The 20,091-nt window shown below is 35.6% G+C and carries 19 protein-coding genes and 1 pseudogene; 6 read left to right on the forward strand and 14 right to left on the reverse strand.

From position 1 onward, the window contains the following. The first annotated feature begins 176 nt into the window (after nucleotides 1-176). Complete coding sequence (locus KM149_RS11595) at nucleotides 177-368, forward strand: hypothetical protein (protein ID WP_050331831.1); 192 nt, start codon at nucleotides 177-179, stop codon at nucleotides 366-368. Nucleotides 369-515: 147 nt separating this feature from the next. On the opposite strand, the gene KM149_RS11600 is transcribed toward KM149_RS11595, so the two are convergent. Beyond that, a complete protein-coding gene (locus KM149_RS11600) occupies nucleotides 516-1,331 on the reverse strand; it encodes a pyruvate, water dikinase regulatory protein (protein WP_060830537.1) in 816 nt (271 codons plus the stop codon). A 4-nt stretch (nucleotides 1,332-1,335) separates the two neighbouring features. Beyond that, nucleotides 1,336-3,960: a pyruvate, phosphate dikinase gene (gene ppdK / locus KM149_RS11605; protein WP_241415416.1), complete on the reverse strand. Its 2,625-nt coding sequence runs from the start codon at nucleotides 3,958-3,960 to the stop codon at nucleotides 1,336-1,338. Between the two features lie 281 nt (nucleotides 3,961-4,241). Between ppdK and KM149_RS11610 the strand changes: the two are divergent. Next, nucleotides 4,242-5,096: pseudogene (locus KM149_RS11610) on the forward strand (NAD-dependent epimerase/dehydratase family protein). Nucleotides 5,097-5,296: 200 nt separating this feature from the next. Here KM149_RS11610 and KM149_RS11615 read toward each other — a convergent pair. The 4 genes from KM149_RS11615 to panB form a co-directional block, all read right to left on the reverse strand. After that, the gene (locus tag KM149_RS11615; RefSeq protein ID WP_241415417.1) at nucleotides 5,297-6,544 is read right to left on the reverse strand and encodes an MFS transporter; all 1,248 of its coding nucleotides are present in this window, start codon (nucleotides 6,542-6,544) and stop codon (nucleotides 5,297-5,299) included. A gap of 358 nt (nucleotides 6,545-6,902) precedes the next feature. After that, complete coding sequence (gene panD, locus KM149_RS11620) at nucleotides 6,903-7,286, reverse strand: aspartate 1-decarboxylase (RefSeq protein WP_016425624.1); 384 nt, start codon at nucleotides 7,284-7,286, stop codon at nucleotides 6,903-6,905. Further along, nucleotides 7,283-8,143: a pantoate--beta-alanine ligase gene (gene panC / locus KM149_RS11625; RefSeq protein WP_241415418.1), complete on the reverse strand. Its 861-nt coding sequence runs from the start codon at nucleotides 8,141-8,143 to the stop codon at nucleotides 7,283-7,285. Before panC ends, panD begins: the two co-directional genes overlap by 4 nt. Beyond that, on the reverse strand, nucleotides 8,140-8,952 hold the full coding sequence (gene panB, locus KM149_RS11630; RefSeq protein ID WP_165545929.1) for a 3-methyl-2-oxobutanoate hydroxymethyltransferase: 813 nt from the start codon (nucleotides 8,950-8,952) through the stop codon (nucleotides 8,140-8,142). The genes panC and panB overlap by 4 nt, the downstream gene beginning before the upstream one ends. A gap of 241 nt (nucleotides 8,953-9,193) precedes the next feature. On the opposite strand from panB, the gene KM149_RS11635 reads away from it, so the two are divergent. Beyond that, a complete protein-coding gene (locus KM149_RS11635) occupies nucleotides 9,194-10,048 on the forward strand; it encodes an oxidoreductase (protein WP_241415419.1) in 855 nt (284 codons plus the stop codon). A gap of 808 nt (nucleotides 10,049-10,856) precedes the next feature. Here KM149_RS11635 and KM149_RS11640 read toward each other — a convergent pair. Then, nucleotides 10,857-11,396, reverse strand: a complete 540-nt coding sequence (locus KM149_RS11640) for a hypothetical protein (RefSeq protein WP_050331837.1) — start codon at nucleotides 11,394-11,396, stop codon at nucleotides 10,857-10,859. A 247-nt stretch (nucleotides 11,397-11,643) separates the two neighbouring features. On the opposite strand from KM149_RS11640, the gene KM149_RS11645 reads away from it, so the two are divergent. Both KM149_RS11645 and KM149_RS11650 read left to right on the forward strand, forming a co-directional pair. Further along, a complete protein-coding gene (locus KM149_RS11645; RefSeq protein ID WP_050346123.1) occupies nucleotides 11,644-12,081 on the forward strand; it encodes a LytTR family DNA-binding domain-containing protein in 438 nt (145 codons plus the stop codon). Further along, nucleotides 12,078-12,548, forward strand: coding sequence for a DUF3021 domain-containing protein (locus KM149_RS11650; protein WP_214971979.1), 471 nt, complete (start codon nucleotides 12,078-12,080; stop codon nucleotides 12,546-12,548). The genes KM149_RS11645 and KM149_RS11650 overlap by 4 nt, the downstream gene beginning before the upstream one ends. Nucleotides 12,549-12,673: 125 nt before the next feature. Here the strand turns inward: KM149_RS11650 and KM149_RS11655 are convergent, their stop codons facing one another. After that, the gene (locus tag KM149_RS11655; protein WP_182280673.1) at nucleotides 12,674-13,141 is read right to left on the reverse strand and encodes a GNAT family N-acetyltransferase; all 468 of its coding nucleotides are present in this window, start codon (nucleotides 13,139-13,141) and stop codon (nucleotides 12,674-12,676) included. Between the two features lie 189 nt (nucleotides 13,142-13,330). Here KM149_RS11655 and KM149_RS11660 point away from each other — a divergent pair, with 189 nt between their 5' ends. Next, nucleotides 13,331-13,765 (forward strand): antibiotic biosynthesis monooxygenase family protein, encoded by a 435-nt coding sequence (locus KM149_RS11660; protein ID WP_165545934.1) that lies wholly within the window; start codon nucleotides 13,331-13,333, stop codon nucleotides 13,763-13,765. A gap of 156 nt (nucleotides 13,766-13,921) precedes the next feature. On the opposite strand, the gene cntE is transcribed toward KM149_RS11660, so the two are convergent. The 6 genes from cntE to cntA are packed head-to-tail and all read right to left on the reverse strand — an operon-like array spanning nucleotide 13,922 to nucleotide 20,079. Beyond that, nucleotides 13,922-15,106: a staphylopine family metallophore export MFS transporter CntE gene (gene cntE, locus KM149_RS11665; RefSeq protein ID WP_050331839.1), complete on the reverse strand. Its 1,185-nt coding sequence runs from the start codon at nucleotides 15,104-15,106 to the stop codon at nucleotides 13,922-13,924. Between the two features lie 11 nt (nucleotides 15,107-15,117). After that, entirely contained in the window at nucleotides 15,118-15,858 is a 741-nt protein-coding gene (locus KM149_RS11670) for an ABC transporter ATP-binding protein (RefSeq protein WP_060830423.1), read from the reverse strand. After that, nucleotides 15,852-16,670, reverse strand: a complete 819-nt coding sequence (cntD, locus tag KM149_RS11675; RefSeq protein ID WP_050346127.1) for a staphylopine uptake ABC transporter ATP-binding protein CntD — start codon at nucleotides 16,668-16,670, stop codon at nucleotides 15,852-15,854. Before cntD ends, KM149_RS11670 begins: the two co-directional genes overlap by 7 nt. Continuing rightward, on the reverse strand, nucleotides 16,670-17,533 hold the full coding sequence (gene cntC, locus KM149_RS11680; RefSeq protein WP_050331842.1) for a staphylopine uptake ABC transporter permease subunit CntC: 864 nt from the start codon (nucleotides 17,531-17,533) through the stop codon (nucleotides 16,670-16,672). Before cntC ends, cntD begins: the two co-directional genes overlap by 1 nt. 1 nt (nucleotide 17,534) lies before the next feature. Next, a complete protein-coding gene (gene opp1B / locus KM149_RS11685) occupies nucleotides 17,535-18,467 on the reverse strand; it encodes a nickel/cobalt ABC transporter permease (protein WP_214971969.1) in 933 nt (310 codons plus the stop codon). 13 nt (nucleotides 18,468-18,480) lie between these two features. Further along, the gene (gene cntA / locus KM149_RS11690) at nucleotides 18,481-20,079 is read right to left on the reverse strand and encodes a staphylopine-dependent metal ABC transporter substrate-binding lipoprotein (RefSeq protein WP_165545938.1); all 1,599 of its coding nucleotides are present in this window, start codon (nucleotides 20,077-20,079) and stop codon (nucleotides 18,481-18,483) included. Nucleotides 20,080-20,091 lie beyond the last annotated feature (12 nt).

Consider the following 20,091-nt stretch of genomic DNA (forward strand, 5'->3'; position numbering starts at 1 on the left):
ACCCTTTCACTTTAATGCGTTGAATCGTTTAAGCATACTTTGAAAATATAACATATTCATTGCTCAAGAACAATCTTCTGCGACTATTTATTGAAATGGTCAATGAAATTTCAAATAGCGATTGATTCATCACTTTAATTTGATATGATTAAAGTGAATAAAAGGGGTGAGAAATCATGTCAGAAAAATTGAAAGAACGCATTTATTTAATCGCGATTATTATTAGTACTTTATGTGTTATTTCTTCTGTGTTATTTAGCCTAAGTCCTGCCATTACTGCAGCAGTCACTTTTATTTCTATCATTATATTTGCAATATTGTATTTTGTTGTACCAACTAAAAATCAAAATACACGTAATTTAAAATAATTTAACCGCTATGCATGCAGAAGGACTGGGAGATAAGGTTTCAATTTCCTAAAAAACACCCCAAAATTCATTCAAACGATTTTGAGGTGTTTTTTTATTTTGGCTAGGTTACGTCCTAGACTTTGTTTTTTTATTTTTTGAGTATATTTAAAAAGAGGACTGTAAATATTTTTCGATATAGAATGCCGACTCTTCAATCGAGCGATATTCTGTGTTAATCACGGTTGCATTCAACTTTTTGAATACTTCTTCCGCATAAGCCAACTCAACTTTGATCCGTTTTAAATCGTTATAATTGGCTTGGCCGTCGATGCCTAATATTTTCATTCGCTCTGTTCGAATGTTCATAATATATTGTGGGCTCGCTGTTAAGCCAAATACTTTAATTTGTTTCTTTTTAATCGTCTCGTATGGGATTGTCACTTCTGGAACTAGTGGTATATTCGCAATTTTATAGCCTTTATTTGCTAAGTACATGCTTAATGGCGTCTTAGATGTACGTGAAACACCTACAATGAGTGCGTCCGCTTCACCTATATCCGTAAAATGCTTGCCATCATCATATTTAACCGAATATTCAATCGCATCAATACGCTTGAAGTAGTCATCATCTAATTTTCGAATCATCCCTGTTTCTTTCGTAGGAATATGACCCGTTTGCGCTTGAATATGGTGAAGGAGCGACGACATATAGTCAATATATGGAATTTGATATTGGTTTGCATACGCTTGTCCCATGACATTATATTCTTCTGTCACTAGCGTCGTAACGACAATCGCATCTCTTTCTTTTGCTAACTTTAACACATGAACTAACTCTTCCTCGCTTTTGATAAACGAAAACTTTTTAATTTCAATTTGCGTCAAATCTGGAAATTGACTGACACCGGCATGTACCATACGTTGTGCCGTTTCACCTAGTGAATCAGATACGATAAAAATCGTCAATTGCCTTTTCTCCATAGCCTTATCGCTCGCTCTCAACGACACTTTGTGCGGTAGCTAAAATGGCTCCTGGTACGCGGAAAGGTGAACATGATACATAATCAATCGCCATTTTGTTAAAGTGATGAATTGATTTAGGATCGCCTCCTAACTCTCCACATACGCCAATTTTGATTGATTCATTGACCTGTTTTGCTTGCTCAACAGCCATTTTAATCAATGCACCTACCCCATTAACATCTAAAGTTTGGAATGGATCAACTTCTAAAATTTGTTGATTTAAGTATTCATTGATGAATTTTCCAGCGTCATCACGAGAAAAACCATACGTTAACTGTGTTAAATCATTCGTACCAAAACTAAAGAAATCACACACTTCAGCAAGTTCATTTGCAATCATACATGCACGCGGTGTTTCAATCATTGTTCCCATTAAAAAGTGCAATGTCTGATCTGTTGTTGTTTCAATACGTTGGATGGCTTCCACAATTTGTGTCTGTAAAATTTTAAATTCTTCTACTGTAGATACAAGCGGAATCATAATTTCTGGTTGGCAATGGATTCCCTCTTGCTGTAATTGTGCCACACTATTCATAATCGCTTTTGCTTGCATCACATAAAGCTCTGGATAAGTGATAGCTAATCGACAACCGCGATGCCCCAACATAGGGTTCGTTTCATGTAACTCTAATATACGTTTGTTTAATTTTTCTACTGGAATCGCCAATTGTTGTGCTACATTTTGAATTTCATCTTCTGATTTTGGTAAAAACTCATGTAAAGGTGGATCCAATAAGCGAACAATCGTAGGACGCTCGCCTGATAAGCGGAAAATCTGTTCGAAATCTTCTGTTTGATAAGCACGTATTTTATTTAAAGCCGCCTTTCTTGTTGCATCATCTGAAGATAAAATAAAGCGACGCATTTCTACAAGACGCTCTGCACCAAAAAACATATGCTCAGTGCGAACTAAACCAATTCCTTTAGCATTAAATTGATAACCAGCTTCAATGTCTGGCGTTGTTTCAGCATTCATACGGACATTGAGGCGGGCCACGTCTTCTGCCCATTGCATAAATTGTTCAAAAGCTTCACTATGTTCAGCACTTGTTGTTTCAATTTCACCAACATAAAGGTCACCTTTTGCACCATCAACAGATACCATATCGCCTTCTTGCAGTGTTTTTCCCGCATACGATACGATTTTTTCTTTTGTATTGATTTCAAGATCTGAACAACCTGTCACACAACATTTCCCCATACCGCGCGCAACAACAGCGGCGTGAGATGTCATTCCTCCGTGTGTTGTAACAATGGCTTCACTTGCGATCATCCCTTCAATATCTTCAGGAGATGTTTCGGGACGCATTAAAATGACTTTTTCTCCTTGCTCCGCTTGCAATTGCGCTGCTTCGGCTGAGAAAACAATCTTACCTGTTGCAGCACCCGGGCTTGCAGGTAATCCCGCTTTAGATATCACTTCAGCGACTTCAAGTGCTTCATCTTTAAAAGTAGGATGTAACAATGTATCAATCGATTTCACATCTACTTTATGCATTGCTTCTTCTTTTGAGATGACGCCTTCTTCTACAAGATCCACTGCAATTTGAATTGCCGCTTTAGCTGTGCGCTTACCGTTACGCGTTTGTAAAATATACAGTTTTTCATTTTCTATTGTAAATTCAATATCTTGCATATCTTTATAATGGGCTTCAAGTTGTTCTGAAACTTCGACGAAAGCTTGATGTACGTGTGGCATTTGCGCTTGTAATGTTGCAATATCTTTCGGCGTCCGTATCCCCGCTACCACATCTTCTCCTTGCGCATTTAATAAGTATTCACCAAATAATTGCGCCTCTCCTGTCACAGGATTACGTGTAAACGCCACCCCTGTTCCACTTTTAGGACCACTATTACCAAAAACCATTTCTTGAACATTAACCGCCGTACCGATATCATGTGGAATCTCATTCAAATCACGATACACACGGGCACGATCGTTATCCCATGATTTAAATACAGCTTCAATTGCTTCTCGTAGTTGGTCTATAGGGGCTTGTGGGAATGGTTTGTAAACTTCTTCAATATAAACAGTTTTATAATGCTCACATATCTCTTTCAAACCTTCTGCTGGGATATCTGCATCATTTTCGTAGCCATGTGACTGTTTATACGCATTAAAATATGTATCGAAAGCAGACATCGGAATGTGATATACAACTTCACCAAACATTTGTAATAGACGTCTATAACAATCGTATGAAAAACGGGCATCTCCAGTTTTAGCTGCCAGTTTTTCAACATTTTCATCATTTAATCCTAAATTTAAAATTGTATCCATCATACCGGGCATTGAAATTTTCGCGCCACTCCGAACCGAAACAAGTAACAAATGATCATTTGATGAAAAAGCCTTGCCCGTTCTCTCTGAAAAAGCTGCGAGTTGGGTTTCTAATTGATTTTGAACCTCATCAGCAAGTTTTTCTCCATTTTTTAAGTATTCAATACAAGCTTCAGTTGTAATGGTAAAACCATCAGGAACAGGCAATCCTAAGCGCTTCATTTCAGATAAATTCGCACCTTTGCCACCTAATAAATCTTTCATATCTTTTTGCCCTTCATCAAAAGCATAGACGTATTTTGTCATACTTTACCACCTCATTAACGTTTAATATGTCATACTAATTAATAAAAGTATGTCATATTAAAACTAAAAACACAATCAAAAATATAAGAATCATTTGATATTTTTATTTTTTGTCATAAATTCGAGAAATAATTATTTTTACTAGACCTAATATTCACTATCAACTTTGTTTTAACGTTTCAAAACCAGCCATTTAATATAAATACGGATGATTAACAAATTAAAAAGGAACCATCATTAAATTTTTAACCTGATTCCATTTAATACAAAGGCGTAAAGAAATGAAAAAGATATTCGTCACAGGTGCAACTAGCCTTATGGGTATGAAGTTATACCAACACTTAATTTAAGAAGGGTATGAGGTTGCTGGTTTTACAACTTCGCAAAACGGTAAAGCACATTTGGAACAACTCGGCGCAAAAGCCTGGATAGGTAATAGTCTCGAGCCAAAAACAATAGAACCTGCATTGAGAGATTTCAAACCTGACGTTATCATGCATCAAATTACAGATTTAAAAAATGTCGATATGTCAGTAAATACAAAAGTTCGCATTGAAGGCACTCGAAATTTAGTGGATCTGACATTGAAATATAATATTCAGCATATCATTTCACAAAGTTTAGCCTCTATGTACGCACCTGGCACCTCATTAGCAGATGAGCAGACTACATTGGATACCGAATCTTCAGGAGATAGAAAAATAACCGTCGACGGTGTTATCGGTTTAGAAAGAGAAAGTCAGCGTTTATCACATGCGGTCATTCTTAGATACGGAATGATGTATGGTGAAGGGACTTGTTATGGAAAAGGCGGTATGATTTATAATCAATTTAAAGCAGGGAAAGCTCAGGTTTCAAAAGGTATTACCTCTTTTGTACATATTGAGGATACTGTAGAAGCAGCAGTTGCCGCACTTACGTTGGAGCCTGGTGTTTATAATATTACTGATGATGAACCCGTTGGCGGGGAAGAATGGGTAAAATGGTATGCCCAACAGCTTCAAGTTTCATCAGAAATTGAATTCTCCCCTGCTCAACCTTTCGAACGTGGTGCAAGCAATCAAAAATATAAAGCAAACCAAGGGGCACTTCGTTATCCTTCTTGTCGTGATGGCATGGTCATGGATGAAAACTAATTTTACTTGAAAGATGTTCGCTATTTGCAAATGTTGATTCACAAAGGCAATTACATCACGAAAAATATTCAAATTCAATCCAACACCTCTACGATTGTCTGCATTATGACAATCATAGAGGTGTTTGTGTTTTTTTATTAAAAACAATCTTTTATCTTCATGATTAGTTATACTTTCTTTGACCTTATACCTTAACGGTTTTAATTTTGAATTTTCTGATTTTTAAATATATGTTTATATTCAATATTTTGGATTTGCGGTAATAATCTATACGATTTTGACATAGAGAAAATTAAACTTGCTATAATAAACAATCCTCCACCTATTACTAATGTAAAATTAGTTCCTATACTCTTTATAAGTAAGCCGCCTATAAAACTACCGATTGGTAAAGATATTGCTGAAATACTTGTTATAATCGTAGTTAATCTAGCAAGCATATATTCAGGAATAACTTTTTGTTGAATAGAAGCTAGAGATATATTGCTTACGCTAATCGTTAAAAAGACTATTGGGAACAAGATGATAAAAGCGATATTAGGCATATAATTTATAATAACTAGCAATAAACCAGATATAACATTTAAAAGTATGAGCAACTTCCCATATCCAATATTCAATTTTTTTATAATTGGTGTAACTAAAGAACCTATAATTAAACCAATTGAAAATAATGCCATTAATAAACCGTAATAATATGATCCCCCTAAATAATTTGCTTTGAAAGGAATCCATGTATAGATAAGACCGAGTCCAAAATTGATAACACCACTCACTAACGCTACTATCAGTAATAAAGAGGACTTAATTTCTATGAGTCCTTCTTTCAAATTTTGTAAATATGTAAAATTGCTTTTCACTTCATTATTTAATTTAGGTATTTTTACATTAAACATAAAAAAACAAGCTACTAAAAATATAAACGCGTTAGTGAAGTATAATGGAACAAAAGCAACCATTGCCACAACGATACCACTTATCGAATTCATAATCACGTCTGTACCTTGATAAGCAACGCTCATAGCTGAATTAGCATTAATCAACTTTTCTTTTTTCACTAACAAAGGTATCGCTTTAGATTGCGCAGGATATCCTAGTTGTGTAAAAAACATTGCAATTGTTACTAAAGCCATCAAGCCATATACGTTCAAATAATCAATCAAGTATAAAAATGCAATTAATGATAATATTATACATTGTATAAACGGCGTGAACCTGAGCATTTTCTTTAAAGGCATCGCATCAACTAGAGGTCCAAATAAAAATGACATACATATAGGAATCATTAACAAAGTATTGGTTAAACCTACTAACAATGGGTTATGCGTCCATTGTAAGACCACCCATGTTGTAGCTACAAAATAAAGACTGTCGCCCGCATTTATCATAATTCTTCCCGCAATCAAATTAGAAAAAGACCTATTTTTATATAACCCTTCCAAAATCATTCACCCCCCTATTGATAATGATAATTGTAACACAATTCTGAAAACGGAGTGTTATTACTTTATAAATTACCGATTACAACTGTCGATTTTTTTCAAGTCACAAATAAAAATACACCTGTAAATCAAATGACTTTGTATAATTAAAATCATTTTTTATGAATACAACAATAATCATTGAATCATTTTTAAATATTCAAATTCAGTTCAATACTTCTATAATTATCTTCGCTCTGACAATCATAGAGTTATCTGTTTTTTTATTATCAAAAATTAAAAACGGTCAGTGAATGTTTCACCAACCGTTCATATTAACAACTTTTTCTATTGAAAACATCATGTTGTGCTAAGGAGAAAGTCCTTACATGACAATTGTATTTTCTTTTTCATGAATCATTTGCACGATTTCATTTTTTTCATTCATCACTGCAACTTTTGGTGCATGTGTTTGTAATTCCGTTTCGTTAAGTTGCGCATACGTCATAATAATGACCACATCATCTACTTCGACCAATCGAGATGCGGCACCATTCAAGCATATTTTGCCACTCCCACGTTCTCCTGCGATGACATATGTCTCAAAACGTGCACCATTATTATTATTTACAATCGCGACTTTTTCATTCGGTAAAATATCTACAGCATCAAGAATATCAGCATCAATTGTAATGCTACCGACATAGTTTAAATTTGATTCTGTAACACGTGCACGATGAATTTTTGCGTTCATCATAGTTCTAATCATTTCTCTTGTTCATCTCCAATAATGATATTATCGATTAGCCGTGCTTGTGTAAACTTCACAGCTAATGATATAAAAATACGTCCTTCTATCATAACCTGTTCACGCAATTCTGGGTAGCTATAAATTGCAACTTCTTCAACACGACCACTCGTATGCATCTGAAGATATTGTGTCACTTTATCTATAATAACGCTACTATTGCGCTCACCCGACTGATATAGCGATTTCGCGCGTTCTAAACTTTTGTGTAAATGAACCGCTTCTTCACGTTCTTCCAGTGTGAGATAAACATTTCTTGAACTTTTAGCCAATCCATCAGACTCTCGCACGATATCTACACCAACGATTCGAACATCATGGTTAAAATCTAATACCATTTGTTCTACGATCGCCAATTGTTGCGCATCTTTTTTACCAAAATAAGCTACATCAGGATGGACGATATTAAATAACTTGTTTACAACTGTCACAACGCCATCAAAATGGCCTGGACGTTGTGCCCCTTCTAGAACTTCTGCCAGTCTTCCCACTGTAACATGGATACCAATTTCTCCTGGATACATTTCTTCGACTGTTGGATAAAAGACATAGTCCACACCAATTGCTTCTACCATCGCCACATCTTGATCAATTTGGCGAGGATAGGCATCAAAATCTTCATTAGGTCCAAATTGTAAAGGGTTCACAAAAACACTGATTGCTGTCACATCATTTTCCGTTATGGATTGACGCATCATTGTTAAGTGTCCATCATGTAAAGCGCCCATTGTTGGTACAAAACCAATTTTCTGACCTTTTAATTGATGTTGTTTCATCAATTGTTGCATTTCTTTAACTGTTGTAATGACCTGTGTCATGCTTCTACCTCATCCATAATTTGTTTTTTATAAGTGTATGCTTCAGAAGGAAAGACACCTGTTTTCACTTCTTCATTATATTTTTCAAGCGCAGCCATACCAATCGAGAAATCTTCGTATTGTTTTACAAATTTCGCTTGTCTTTCTACGCCATAATTAAGCATATCGTGATAAACCAGCACTTGACCATCTGTATCTTTACCTGCACCTATACCAATAACTGGGATCGTAAGTTTTTCTGAAATCACTTTTGCAAGATCACTCGGAATCGCTTCTAATACGAGTGCGACTGCTCCTGCTTGTTCTACAGCTTGTGCATCTTCAATTAATTGCTGTGCTGCTTCTTTTGTTGTCCCTTGCATTTTGTAACCTAAAACACCGACACTTTGTGGTGTTAAGCCTAAATGTGCCACAATCGGAATACCCATTTGTGTCGCTTGTTTCATAAAAGGTGTTAGATGCGCACCCTCTACTTTCAAAGCATTTCCATGACTTTCTTGGTATAATCGAATGGCATTTTGAATATCTGTTGAAGCATCAATACCTACTGAACCAAAAGGCATATCTACTACAACAAATGTATTGGGTGCACCACGACGAACAGCACGACTATGGTGTAGCATATCTTCTAAAGTGACATCTACTGTACTTTCATATCCGAGGACTGTCATTCCTAATGAATCACCGACTAAAATCATATCGATTTGAGCAGCTTCCACTTGTTTGGCGCTCGGATAATCATAAGCAGTTACCATTGAAATTTTTTCACCGTCACGCTTCATTTGTTGGATATTATTTAAAGTTTTCAATTCATTCACCCTTTAATTTTTAATATATCAATCGTAAAACATATCGCCTTATTTTTCCATTTATATTTAATATATCACAAGAATGCAAACCACATTTTTGAAAAATATTTGAACAGACATATTTTCGAAAGTGATAAATCATTCGTTTATTATCAAAACGGCCTTTACAATGTATTTTAATCGTAATACATTAAAGCATATCAGTAAATCATCCTATATTTATAAAGAAAAGAGGGCAAACATGACTAAAATTGCAGTAATAGGGCCTGGCGCTGTGGGCGCATCTCTTACCTTTGCACTTTCGCACACATTTGATGTCACTTTAATAGGCCGTAAAAATCAAACCATTCATTTTCAAGAATCGAATGCGCAAGTCCAACAGGAACTGACTGTTCGTGCTATTGAAGCGGTACAAGAACCGTTTGATGTGATTTTTATTGCTGTGAAAACGCATCAATTATCCGCTGTCATTCCAGAACTCGTCCATTTGACACATGCAAACACATTGGTGATTTTGGCACAAAACGGCTATGGTCAACTCAAACAATTAGCAGATCATCATGCTTATCAAGCTGTTGTTTACATTAGTGGTCAAAAACAAGAGCAACGCGTGACACACTTTAGAGACTATAAACTTCATATCCAGGCAGATGCTCATACAAAACAACTTGCTCAACAACTAAAAGACGCCCCGTTAGAACTTGTACTCGAAGATCATATTGAAAATGCGATATGGTATAAACTCATCGTAAATTTAGGAATTAATACTATAACCGCACTAGGCCGTGATACCGCACGTGTATTACATGATGATGCGATGGTTCAACTTTGTCGACACTTATTAGAAGAAGGCACAGCCGTTGCGCAAGCTGAAGGCATTCAGTTGGATGACAATATCGTAGACGCCATTATGAAGATTTATGCCGGGTATCCTGATGAAATGGGAACAAGTATGTATTACGACATCATGCAAGGTCAACCTTTAGAAGTCGACGCCATTCAAGGTTATATTTATCAACGTGCTCAAGCACATCAAATAGCCGTTCCTCATCTTGAAACCGTTTATACACTACTTGCTTATCAAAACGCTAAGTAAGGATGAATTATTTCCTACTCTATTTATTATTGAGTAAAATTACTGCGCTGAAATCAAATGTAACAACCGTCGCATATTAATCACAAATATAATTAAGAAGATTGCGTTACAGCTTACTTGCAAGCCGAACTCAACCCTCTTTCATTTTTTATACTAATACAGGCCAATAATCTTTAAAGGTTTAAATATTCTCTAAGGATTTTTCTGTAATCTGGCTCATTTTAATATTTCTGCGTTAAGTTCTTATCAATCATCACTATTATCTCATCTACACTATAGAACTTAGGTTAGAATATATAAAAGAATTGGTTGTAATTTGTTGTATGTTGTTAACTTTCGTCAGCAACACTTTTTGACTTCGGTAACATTTAGTGATACTATAATGATAAGAAAAACACCTAGCCTAGGCTACCAACCGTGAACTAGGTGAAAAAACATAGCAACATATTAGTGAGCTTCCAGACTCAAATATGTTAATCATTACAGCCTATTATATAGGTGCTCTCGTTACCCCAATAACGAGAGCCTATTTTTTTGTAATTTTAAACAATAAGGTCACTGCATACAAAGTACCAATAATACTTATAGATATTGTTAAATAAATATCCAAGTTGATTATTATTGTCATCTGTTATCACCTCAAATCATTACATATTTAATAGCTGAGAATGATTAACACATGACTAATAGGCTTCTATGTTTTATAACCCTAATTATACCTATTCTATTATCAGATAAGTATGTCCTCTCTATTACTCGTTTTAGAAAATATATAATTTGTATCGATTGATTTCCGCATATACTTTGATTATCCATCTACCTCTATAAACTGCAATTCATAAACTGAACGGTCATCGTAACGATTAAAACTATCGATATTCCCTTTTAAATATAACGTTTGCGTTTTCCGACTCACATTATGTTGATATGTCATTTTAATTTGTAAATTTGATTCATACCCATTATTTTCAATAGTGCGATTTAACTCATCGAATACAGCTTTATTAATAGGTAATAAATAACTCTCTTTACTTGGCAAAATACTAACGTACTTTCTTTGTAAAACTTGGCCTTCGTCGATAAACACTTCTATTTTAATTTGTTTTGCTGCACCCGCACCAAGATTAAATAACTTCAAAAAATCGTCTCCTATATCTGTAGAAGTTGTTGAAGCCGTATTTTTTAATTTTAATCTCTCGCCATCTCGTGTCATCAAAATCTGATTGAATCCTAGTGCAGGTAAAAAACTCATTTTCATTTGATAGAGTTGGATACTTACAGATACAAAATAAAATAACGCCATAATAAACGTCCCAATGGAACCAATTGCAGAGATTAAATTGATCATCACATACTCCTTTCGACAAAAGTTTAAAATAGTGGTTCGTAATTTCCACATTTGAGACCACTTTAAACCTTACTACACCTTGCGGACAATATAATGGATGAATATATTAAAAATTATTGACGCTTTTCTATCCCCACCGTTCATTTTCTTTACGATGCCGTTTAACAAGAATCCACTACCATATAGCAAGAGCAGATAGTATTTTTGGGTTTTCTTTGGTTTACTTAATACAAGGAGGTTAGCGCCTATGAAAGTTAGCATTACGCTTGATCCAGCGATGGCAGAGGATCACATCCATATCACTACAAAGTCTATGACTCCTGATTTACAAAAAATAGTTACAGAAATTCAAGAAGATACGCCCTATTTGAGTGTAAAAACAGAAGATAACGCCATTTACTTTGTAGACACAACAGATATTATTGCTATTTATACGGAGCAACAAAAACTTAAAATCATAACAGTAATTAGGACATTTACAATGGTAGAACGACTCTACAAAATTAAAGTTAAATTGCCTGCATCATTTATTCAGATTTCTAAAAGTGAGTTGATTAATCTCAACTATTTAAATCACATTGAAATCACATCTAGTGGTAGTTTAAAACTGATTTTCAAGCACGACTATTTAACTTATTCCTCGCGCCGTTATGTGAAATCTATTAAAGAGAGGTTAGGTCTATGAAAACAATTAAAAATAGTTTTTGTATCGGAGTGACAATCGGTGTGTTAATTTCAATTTTCATTTCGATGATTTTTAGCAATCATGAATACCATCCTACAAATCCTATTTCTACAATTGGCGAGTGGTATTATCAAACTTTTACTGAAGCGCAAATCATGCTCATTATGATGATTCTATGGGGTATTATTGGCATCTTGTTTCAATGGGGTGCAAAAATATTCGAATACGACGATACTTCATTAAGAAAACGGACATTATGTCACTTTTCCTTTATGTTTTTACTTTTTCTTCCGCTCGCTTGCTTAGCAGGATGGTTCCCTTTGAAAATCACTGCCTTTGTATTTTTTGCCATTATTTATAGCTTTATATATTTCATCATTTGGGGTATCAACTACTTAATAATTAAGAAAGAAATTCAACAAATTAATCAATCGTTACAACAAAAAACTCATACGTCTAAAAAGTAACTCTTCTGTTCATCCTATTCAAGAACCACTGTGGCTGAGGTCAGGACATAGCCTATACTTCTATCAATTGTTCTAACTTAATGTTAGAAGCATCACTGTCCTACCCAACCACATGCTTTTTATATTTAAGATATGTTACTCGATGGTATAAGCTCTTTTTCTAACACTAGCATATCTCGGCATTGAATGCCTTCTTCATAAATAGGGGCATAACCTTGTCTGATAAAATAATCATGTTGTATAGCAACAATTCGGAATCCATTTTTTTGATAGATTTTCAATTGTCTTAAACTTGAATTTCCTGTACCTATGCTTAAGTAGTGATAACCTTCATCGGCGTATATTTTTGTCAAAGTATCGAGGATTTTACGCGCATAGCCTTGCCCTTCAAATTGTGAGGACACACTCAAATTCATAATCTCCGCTTTTGTGTCTCTTTCATGCACCACAGCAATACCTACCAACGTCTTCCTTTCAATCCATCCATAACATTTCCCCGCTTCAAATACTGCTTTCACTTTTTCAAGATTTGGATCAGCCGTAAGCATTAATGTTTGAATATCCTTTGTTAAATCTGTACATTGATGCAGCATTGTTTTATCTCCCCTTTATTATTCATTCTCTGTCTATTTAAATCTGTTAAAAACAACTTTAACGTTTCACTATTATAATGAGAATTTATAGTTTAATACAACAAAATTTATAGTTACAAAATTTAATTTATGCAATTAAAACTTGTAATAACGGGTATAAGTTATAAAGGATAAGGAGGAGGTATAAAAATGATACTCTCTCATAAAGATCACCTTTATCAGATTGAAGAAAATGATTTAGAAACCACGATTTATAAAAATAATGATGCAAAAACATATACGGCCATTGAAAACATTGGTATGCTTTCACCTGACCATTTCTGTGTGATGAATTATATTAAAGTTACTCGCTACAGTGAAGCTATTTTTGAGGAACGTTTTCTTAATCGAACGTCCTACTTAGATGAAACGCCGGGGTTCGTCGCTTTGAGAGTATTGAGACCCTATGACCCACAAAATCACTACATTATTTTATCCTTATGGGATGACCGCGACAGTTTTGAAGCGTGGCAAACGTCTTCACATTATGAAAGTATACACAAAGAACATCATCAACTTAAAGGTCTCGATCAAGAGGTTATAGATTTAAATGCTTCATACCTCATTAAATTCGACATTTATTAACGCCAGTATGCAAAAGGTGTCATTCTTACAACAACACACATATAACGCTATATATGGGTTTAGGATTAAATATATGCATATGATTGAATCACAAAAACGCTCCCTTATTAAGCAGTGTATATCAATCAGCTTAATGAAGGAAGCGTTACTCATTTTTTAACGTTCTATAAATTGTGGTCTACGGTCAATGCTCATCACAGTAATGATGGCCATTAAAATACCGCATATGAGATACATATTTGCATAACCTGTTAAATCGGCGATAGGTCCCATTAAGGCAGCACCTAATGATACGCCTAAATCTGCAGTTGCAATAAATAGTCCGAGAAGCATGTTACGCCCTTGCTTCGGTAACTTGAAACTCAAGAAAGACGTGAGCGTTGGATAAACCATCGCTTGTGTAATACCTATCATGATTGCACTCACATAAAGAATCAGTGCACCTAGATAAGGTCCCATCGCAATCAAGAATAAAGCAATCGTGAGCAATCCGAGTACTTTCAGCATAAATCCAACGTGCCATTTCCCGTCTGAAGGAATATACTTTCTTAAAAAGAATCTCGAAAATACGACTGTAATCGCTTGAATTGCTAAAAAGACACTGGCATGCCCAACTTGATATGTATTCACATACAATACAATAAATGTAGAAACTGCACCAAATCCAATAGAGGCAATGAGCATAATCATACCTGATTTGAATAAAAATGGGTTTTTAAACAGTTGTAAAAATACCGTTACAGGTCCATAAGGTGGTTTCTCAGGTTGTTCGGCTTGTGGTTCGTGATCTTGATTTAACGTTGCACTGAAGCCGACTACACCTGTTGTCACTGCAATGATAATCATCGCGAGTGCAAAGTAACTGAGGTTATCTAAATTCCAAATACCTACCGCTATGATGGGTCCAATAATTCCTGGTATGTAAGAGAATAGAGAATATAATGAAATCCCTTGTGAACGGTCTTCTTCAGGTAATGCATCAATAATACCAATTTGTAATGACATTGAGAAAAAGGCTGTACATACCCCTTGCATCACACGTGCTACGAAATAACCTTCAAGTCCTGTGAAGCCATACAGGATAAGTGCAAATCCATTGATCACTAAAATCCATCTCAATATTTTGATAGGTCCAATTTTAGCTATTACTTGTCCCGCCCATGGTCTAAAGAGCATCGCAGTGAGCATGTAAGCCCCCATCACGATACCAATTGTTGCGTTTGTTGCGCCTAAGTCATGACCGCGTAAAGGAATCATAACGTTAAGGATCGCATTCGCACTAAAGAAGAAGAGTGCGAGTATATATAATCTTAGAAAAGGCCATGCCAATGCACCTTTCATACAATTGCCTCCTAGTTCATAAATTGTTTTGCAAAAAGTTCGCGTGTATACGCGTGTTGCACATTGTTTAATGTATCACGATTCAATCGCTCTTGAATCTGTCCATCGTTAAAAATCACTAAATCTTCACATAAATATACAGCTGCTTGTATATCATGTGTGATAAAAATAAAACTCAATTGATGAACATCCCTTAAATGAATCAACAAATCTAAAATCTGTGATTGAATTGACATATCTAATGCACTGATGGCTTCGTCCAAAACAATATAATCGGGCTTTGTGCTAATCGCTCTCGCAATGGCAACGCGTTGTGCCTCTCCTCCAGACATCATTTGTGGGTATTTATCAAGATATTGCGCATCTAAACCAACACTTTTTAATAAATCAACCATATACGCCTCTTTATCGTTCACAGGTGATTCACATTGCCGTAACGCTTCTCTTAAAATTTGCCTCACATTGAAGTATGGGTGTAAAGAAGATTTATAATCTTGGAAAACGACACTCATTTTCCCCAATCTAACTTGGCGATGACAGACATCACGGCCATTGAGTAATACCTTTCCACTATCTGGTTTTTCAATGCCTAAAATCATACGTGCTAAAGTGGATTTCCCACTCCCACTTTCACCAATGATTGCAATACTTTGGCCTTTATCGCATTTAAGGCTAACAGATTTTACAATTTGACGCTTACGTCGTCTTTCACCACTGCGATATGATTTCGTTACATTTTGAACTTCTAACATGTCATATCACCTCTTAGCGCCTTAAAATGCTTTGAAACGCGATCACGTGCCGCAATTAAAAATTGCGTATATTCATGCTGCGGTTGATTAAAAATTTGTTCCGCTGGTCCAGACTCAACGACATCTCCATGACGCATAACGAGAACCGTATCGGCAATACTTTTAACCACTGCTAAGTCATGCGAAACAAAAAGCATGGCACAGCCAATTTTTTCTTTAATTTCACGTAGTTCTTCAATGACTTCATACTGCGTAATTGCATCTAAAGCTGTTGTAGGCTCATCAGCAATAATCATATCCGGTTTGAGTGCAAGGGCAAGAATAATCATCAACCGTTGCAACATCCCACCAGACAATTGATGGGGATAAGATTTTAAAATACGGTTAAAATCTCTTAACCCCAACATGTCAAAATAATGTTTTAACGTTGCTGTCTGCTCTTTTTTAGACATTTTTCGATGCTGTTGCAACATCATTTTCATTTGTGTCCCAACCGTGAAAGTCGGATTAAATGCCGTACCGCCCTGTTGCATAATCATCGCAATACGTCGCCCTCTTATTTTTCGAAGTTCCTGTTCTGAGGCTTGATGAAGATTTTGATCTTGGAAAGTGACTTGGCCGCTCATTCGTATATTTCGATCATTGATACCTAATAAGGCTTTACACGTAACCGATTTTCCACTCCCGCTTTCACCGATAATCGCGATGACCTCGCCGCGATGTAGCGTAAAATTACAGTGGTGGACTAAGACATCGTTTGTGTTGCCATCAATTAATGTTAAGTCTTCTACATGCATCACAGTATCTTGCATTATATCCACCCTTTCTTAATCCGTTGCTTCATTTGTTGTTTAGACAACTTAGGATCGATTGCAATTTGTAATGCATCAGATAAAAAGTTGACAGCTAATACGATAATAATAATCGTAATGCCTGGCGCAAACATAAGCTCTGGGTGACTGAACATGACTTTTCGTGCTTCATTCATCATCATGCCCCATTCTGCAGTAGGCGCCTTGACACCTAATCCTAAAAATGAAAATCCGGAAATTTGTAATATCATGGATACCATTGAACTTGTTGAAATAATCGCAATATCTGCTAAAGTTCGTGGCAAAATATGGGTCGCAATAATACGACTGTGTGATAAACCAATTGTTCGTGCAAACTTCACATCATCTGAGTCTCTATATTGCATGACACTCGTCCGAATGATACGGCAAAACCATGCCCAACGTGTGATAATGAGCGCTACGATAATACTTTTCAAACCGATGCCCAGTACGCCGATGAGTGCTAACGTCATGACATAAGTGGGAAACGATAACATGATGTCGCAAGCACGCATAATGATCGCATCAACCCACTTACCGAAGTAACCAGAAATGAAGCCTAAAACCGTGCCTATGAATACTGAACATATAAGCGCAAATAAAACTAAAATAAAGCTCGGTCGAATCGCAAAAATAATACGCGTTAAGATATCACGACCTAAATGATCTGTACCGAGCCAATGTGCGAATGACATTCCTGCAAATTTATGATCAATATCAACTTCATTCGGCTGATAAGGTGTGACAAAAGGTGCAAAAACGCCAAGCAATAAATACATAGCGATAATTGCCAATGCCCATTTTGCGCCTGTATCTTTTAATAACCTTTGAAAGACAATCATATTAGCCTTCCTCCCTTAACCTTGGATTCAGCCACATATTGATGACATCTGCAAGTGTATTAAAAAGTATAAATAAGACAGAAACAACAAGCACATAAGCTTGGATAATTGGAAAGTCTTGTTCAAGTACGGCTTTCACGCTTAACTGCCCCATACCCGGCCATGCAAAGACATTCTCTATCACGACCGAACCACCTAAAATCAATGGTATAGACATACAAAAGATAGAGACAACGACTTGCATCGCATTACGTGCAACATAAAGCAAAAGTTTAGACGTCGGGACACCCATTGCACGCATATATAAGACATAATCTTGATCCAATTGCTGAATAACAGCACTACGCACATTTCTAAAATATATCCCTGTATACCCTAACGTAATAACAAGTACGGGTAGGATATAACTTTCTGGTCCTGTCAATCCTGATGTTGGAAGCAGGTTCAGTTTGACCGAAACAAAAATAATTAAAATCGCTGCAAGCCAATATGAAGGGATTGCAGTTAAAACAAATGCTGTACTTCGTGTGACACGGTCAAACCATGTCCCACGAAATAAAGCAGTCACAATACCAAGTAACATAGACAATAAAATAATGACTACACTTGATACGAGTGTTAATTTAAGCGTGTTAAAAAATGCTGGCCATAATCTTAAACTCACATCTTCGCCAGTCACAAAACTATGACCAAACTTTAACTGTACTGCCGATTTGAACCACTCCCAGTATTGAACAATAAAGGGATCATTCAGTCCATATTTTTCACGTGTTTGTTCAATCAAACTTTGAGAAATATTTGGAACTTCTTGTGCATGTAAAATAACTACAGCTGGATCTTCATTCGACAAATGTGTTAAAGCAAATGTGAGAAAGCTAATCACAATTAACAATGGTACGGTCAGTAACAAACGTTTGATTACACTGTATACCATACGTTAGGCATCCTTATTTATATTCCATTTGCTCAAATGGTAATTCATATTGTGATTGTTTGAATGAGATATCTTTTAAATCTTTAGGTGCAACAACTGTCATACCACCATGAGAAATCGGAATGAAAATCGCTTCGTCATGAACAGTTGTTAAAATATCTTTATATTTTTCTTTTTGAGTTGTAGCATCTTGTGTTGATAATGCTGTATCAATATCATCGAATAATTTTGATTTTTCTTTAATACCAGAAACTGCTGATTTATATCCTGTATCTGCTTTAAATGCAGAAATTGTACTTTGTGGGTCATATTGTAAGCCCCAAGTTTGGTTGAATAATAAGTCATAATCACCTGAAGTACGGCGTTCAGCAACTTTATCAGAAGTTTCGCCTACAATTTTCAATTGCATACCGATATCTTTTGCTTTCGCTTGTATAAATTCAGCTTCTTGTTTTTGTGAATTTGAGTGGTTGTCATAATATAACTTCATTTCTAGTTTTTTACCATCTTTTTCACGAACTTCGCCTTTTTTAGATTGTTTCCAACCCGCATCGTCTAAAAGACTTTCAGCTTTTTTCAAATCAAATTCACGTTTTGGTAAATCGATATTCGCATGTGGCACGTTTTTTGAGAATAATTGTGATGCAGGTTTTTCAGTTTTATCTAAGATTTTTTCTGAAATTCGTTTTTGGTCTACACTATGCCATAATGCTTCACGAACCGCTTTGTCTTGCGCAGGACTATCTTTTTTACCAGAGTTCGCAACAATCATTTTAGTGTTCATTGGTTTACTACGCTTCAACTGGTAGTCGCCTTCGTCAACTAATTTTTTCATTGCTTCATTATCTACGTTGTCAGTTCCACGGTCATCTGTAAATGCAAAGTTAACTTCACCTTTTTGAAGGGCTAAGAATGATGTTTCACCTGCTGGTAATACTTTCGCAACGATTGATTTTAATTTAGGTTGTCCACCCCAATAATCATCATTACGTTCGAATTTAGCTTGTTCGTCTTTTTCATGTGATTTCAACTTATAAGGACCTGTACCTACATAAGATTTCAAACCATCTTTCGTACCGCCATCTTTAAAAGCTTTTGGTGACACAAATACAAATGGGCGTGTCATCGCTAATTCTTCTAAAGTTGCATTGTAAGGTTCTTTAAGTTTCAATACGAATGTATAATCATCTTTGACTTCTGTTTTATCAATTAAAGTAGAAACTTTAATCCATGAGTGTAACTTTTTATTGGCTTGAACAGCATCAAAATTCTTTTTAACGGCTTCTGCATCAAATTTTGTCCCATCATGGAATTTTACACCTTCACGTAAATGGAATGTATAAGTTTTACCATCTTTAGAGACATCCCATGATTTGGCTAATAAAGGTTCAATCCCCTTTTGTGTATGATCAACTAACGATTCATAAACCATACCTTGCGCGGACATAGAACCACCATAGACGTGTGGATTCATATCTCCAATGTCTTTAGATGTTGCATATGTAAGATTTTTCTCTTCTTTTTTCTCATCTAATGCCTTTGAACTCCCACAAGCTGATAAAACAAGTAACAAGGCCATACATAAAGTCAGCCACTTCAAAGTCTTTTTCATAATCTTTTTCCT

The organism is Staphylococcus coagulans, from assembly GCF_022557135.1.
Lineage (GTDB): Bacteria > Bacillota > Bacilli > Staphylococcales > Staphylococcaceae > Staphylococcus > Staphylococcus coagulans.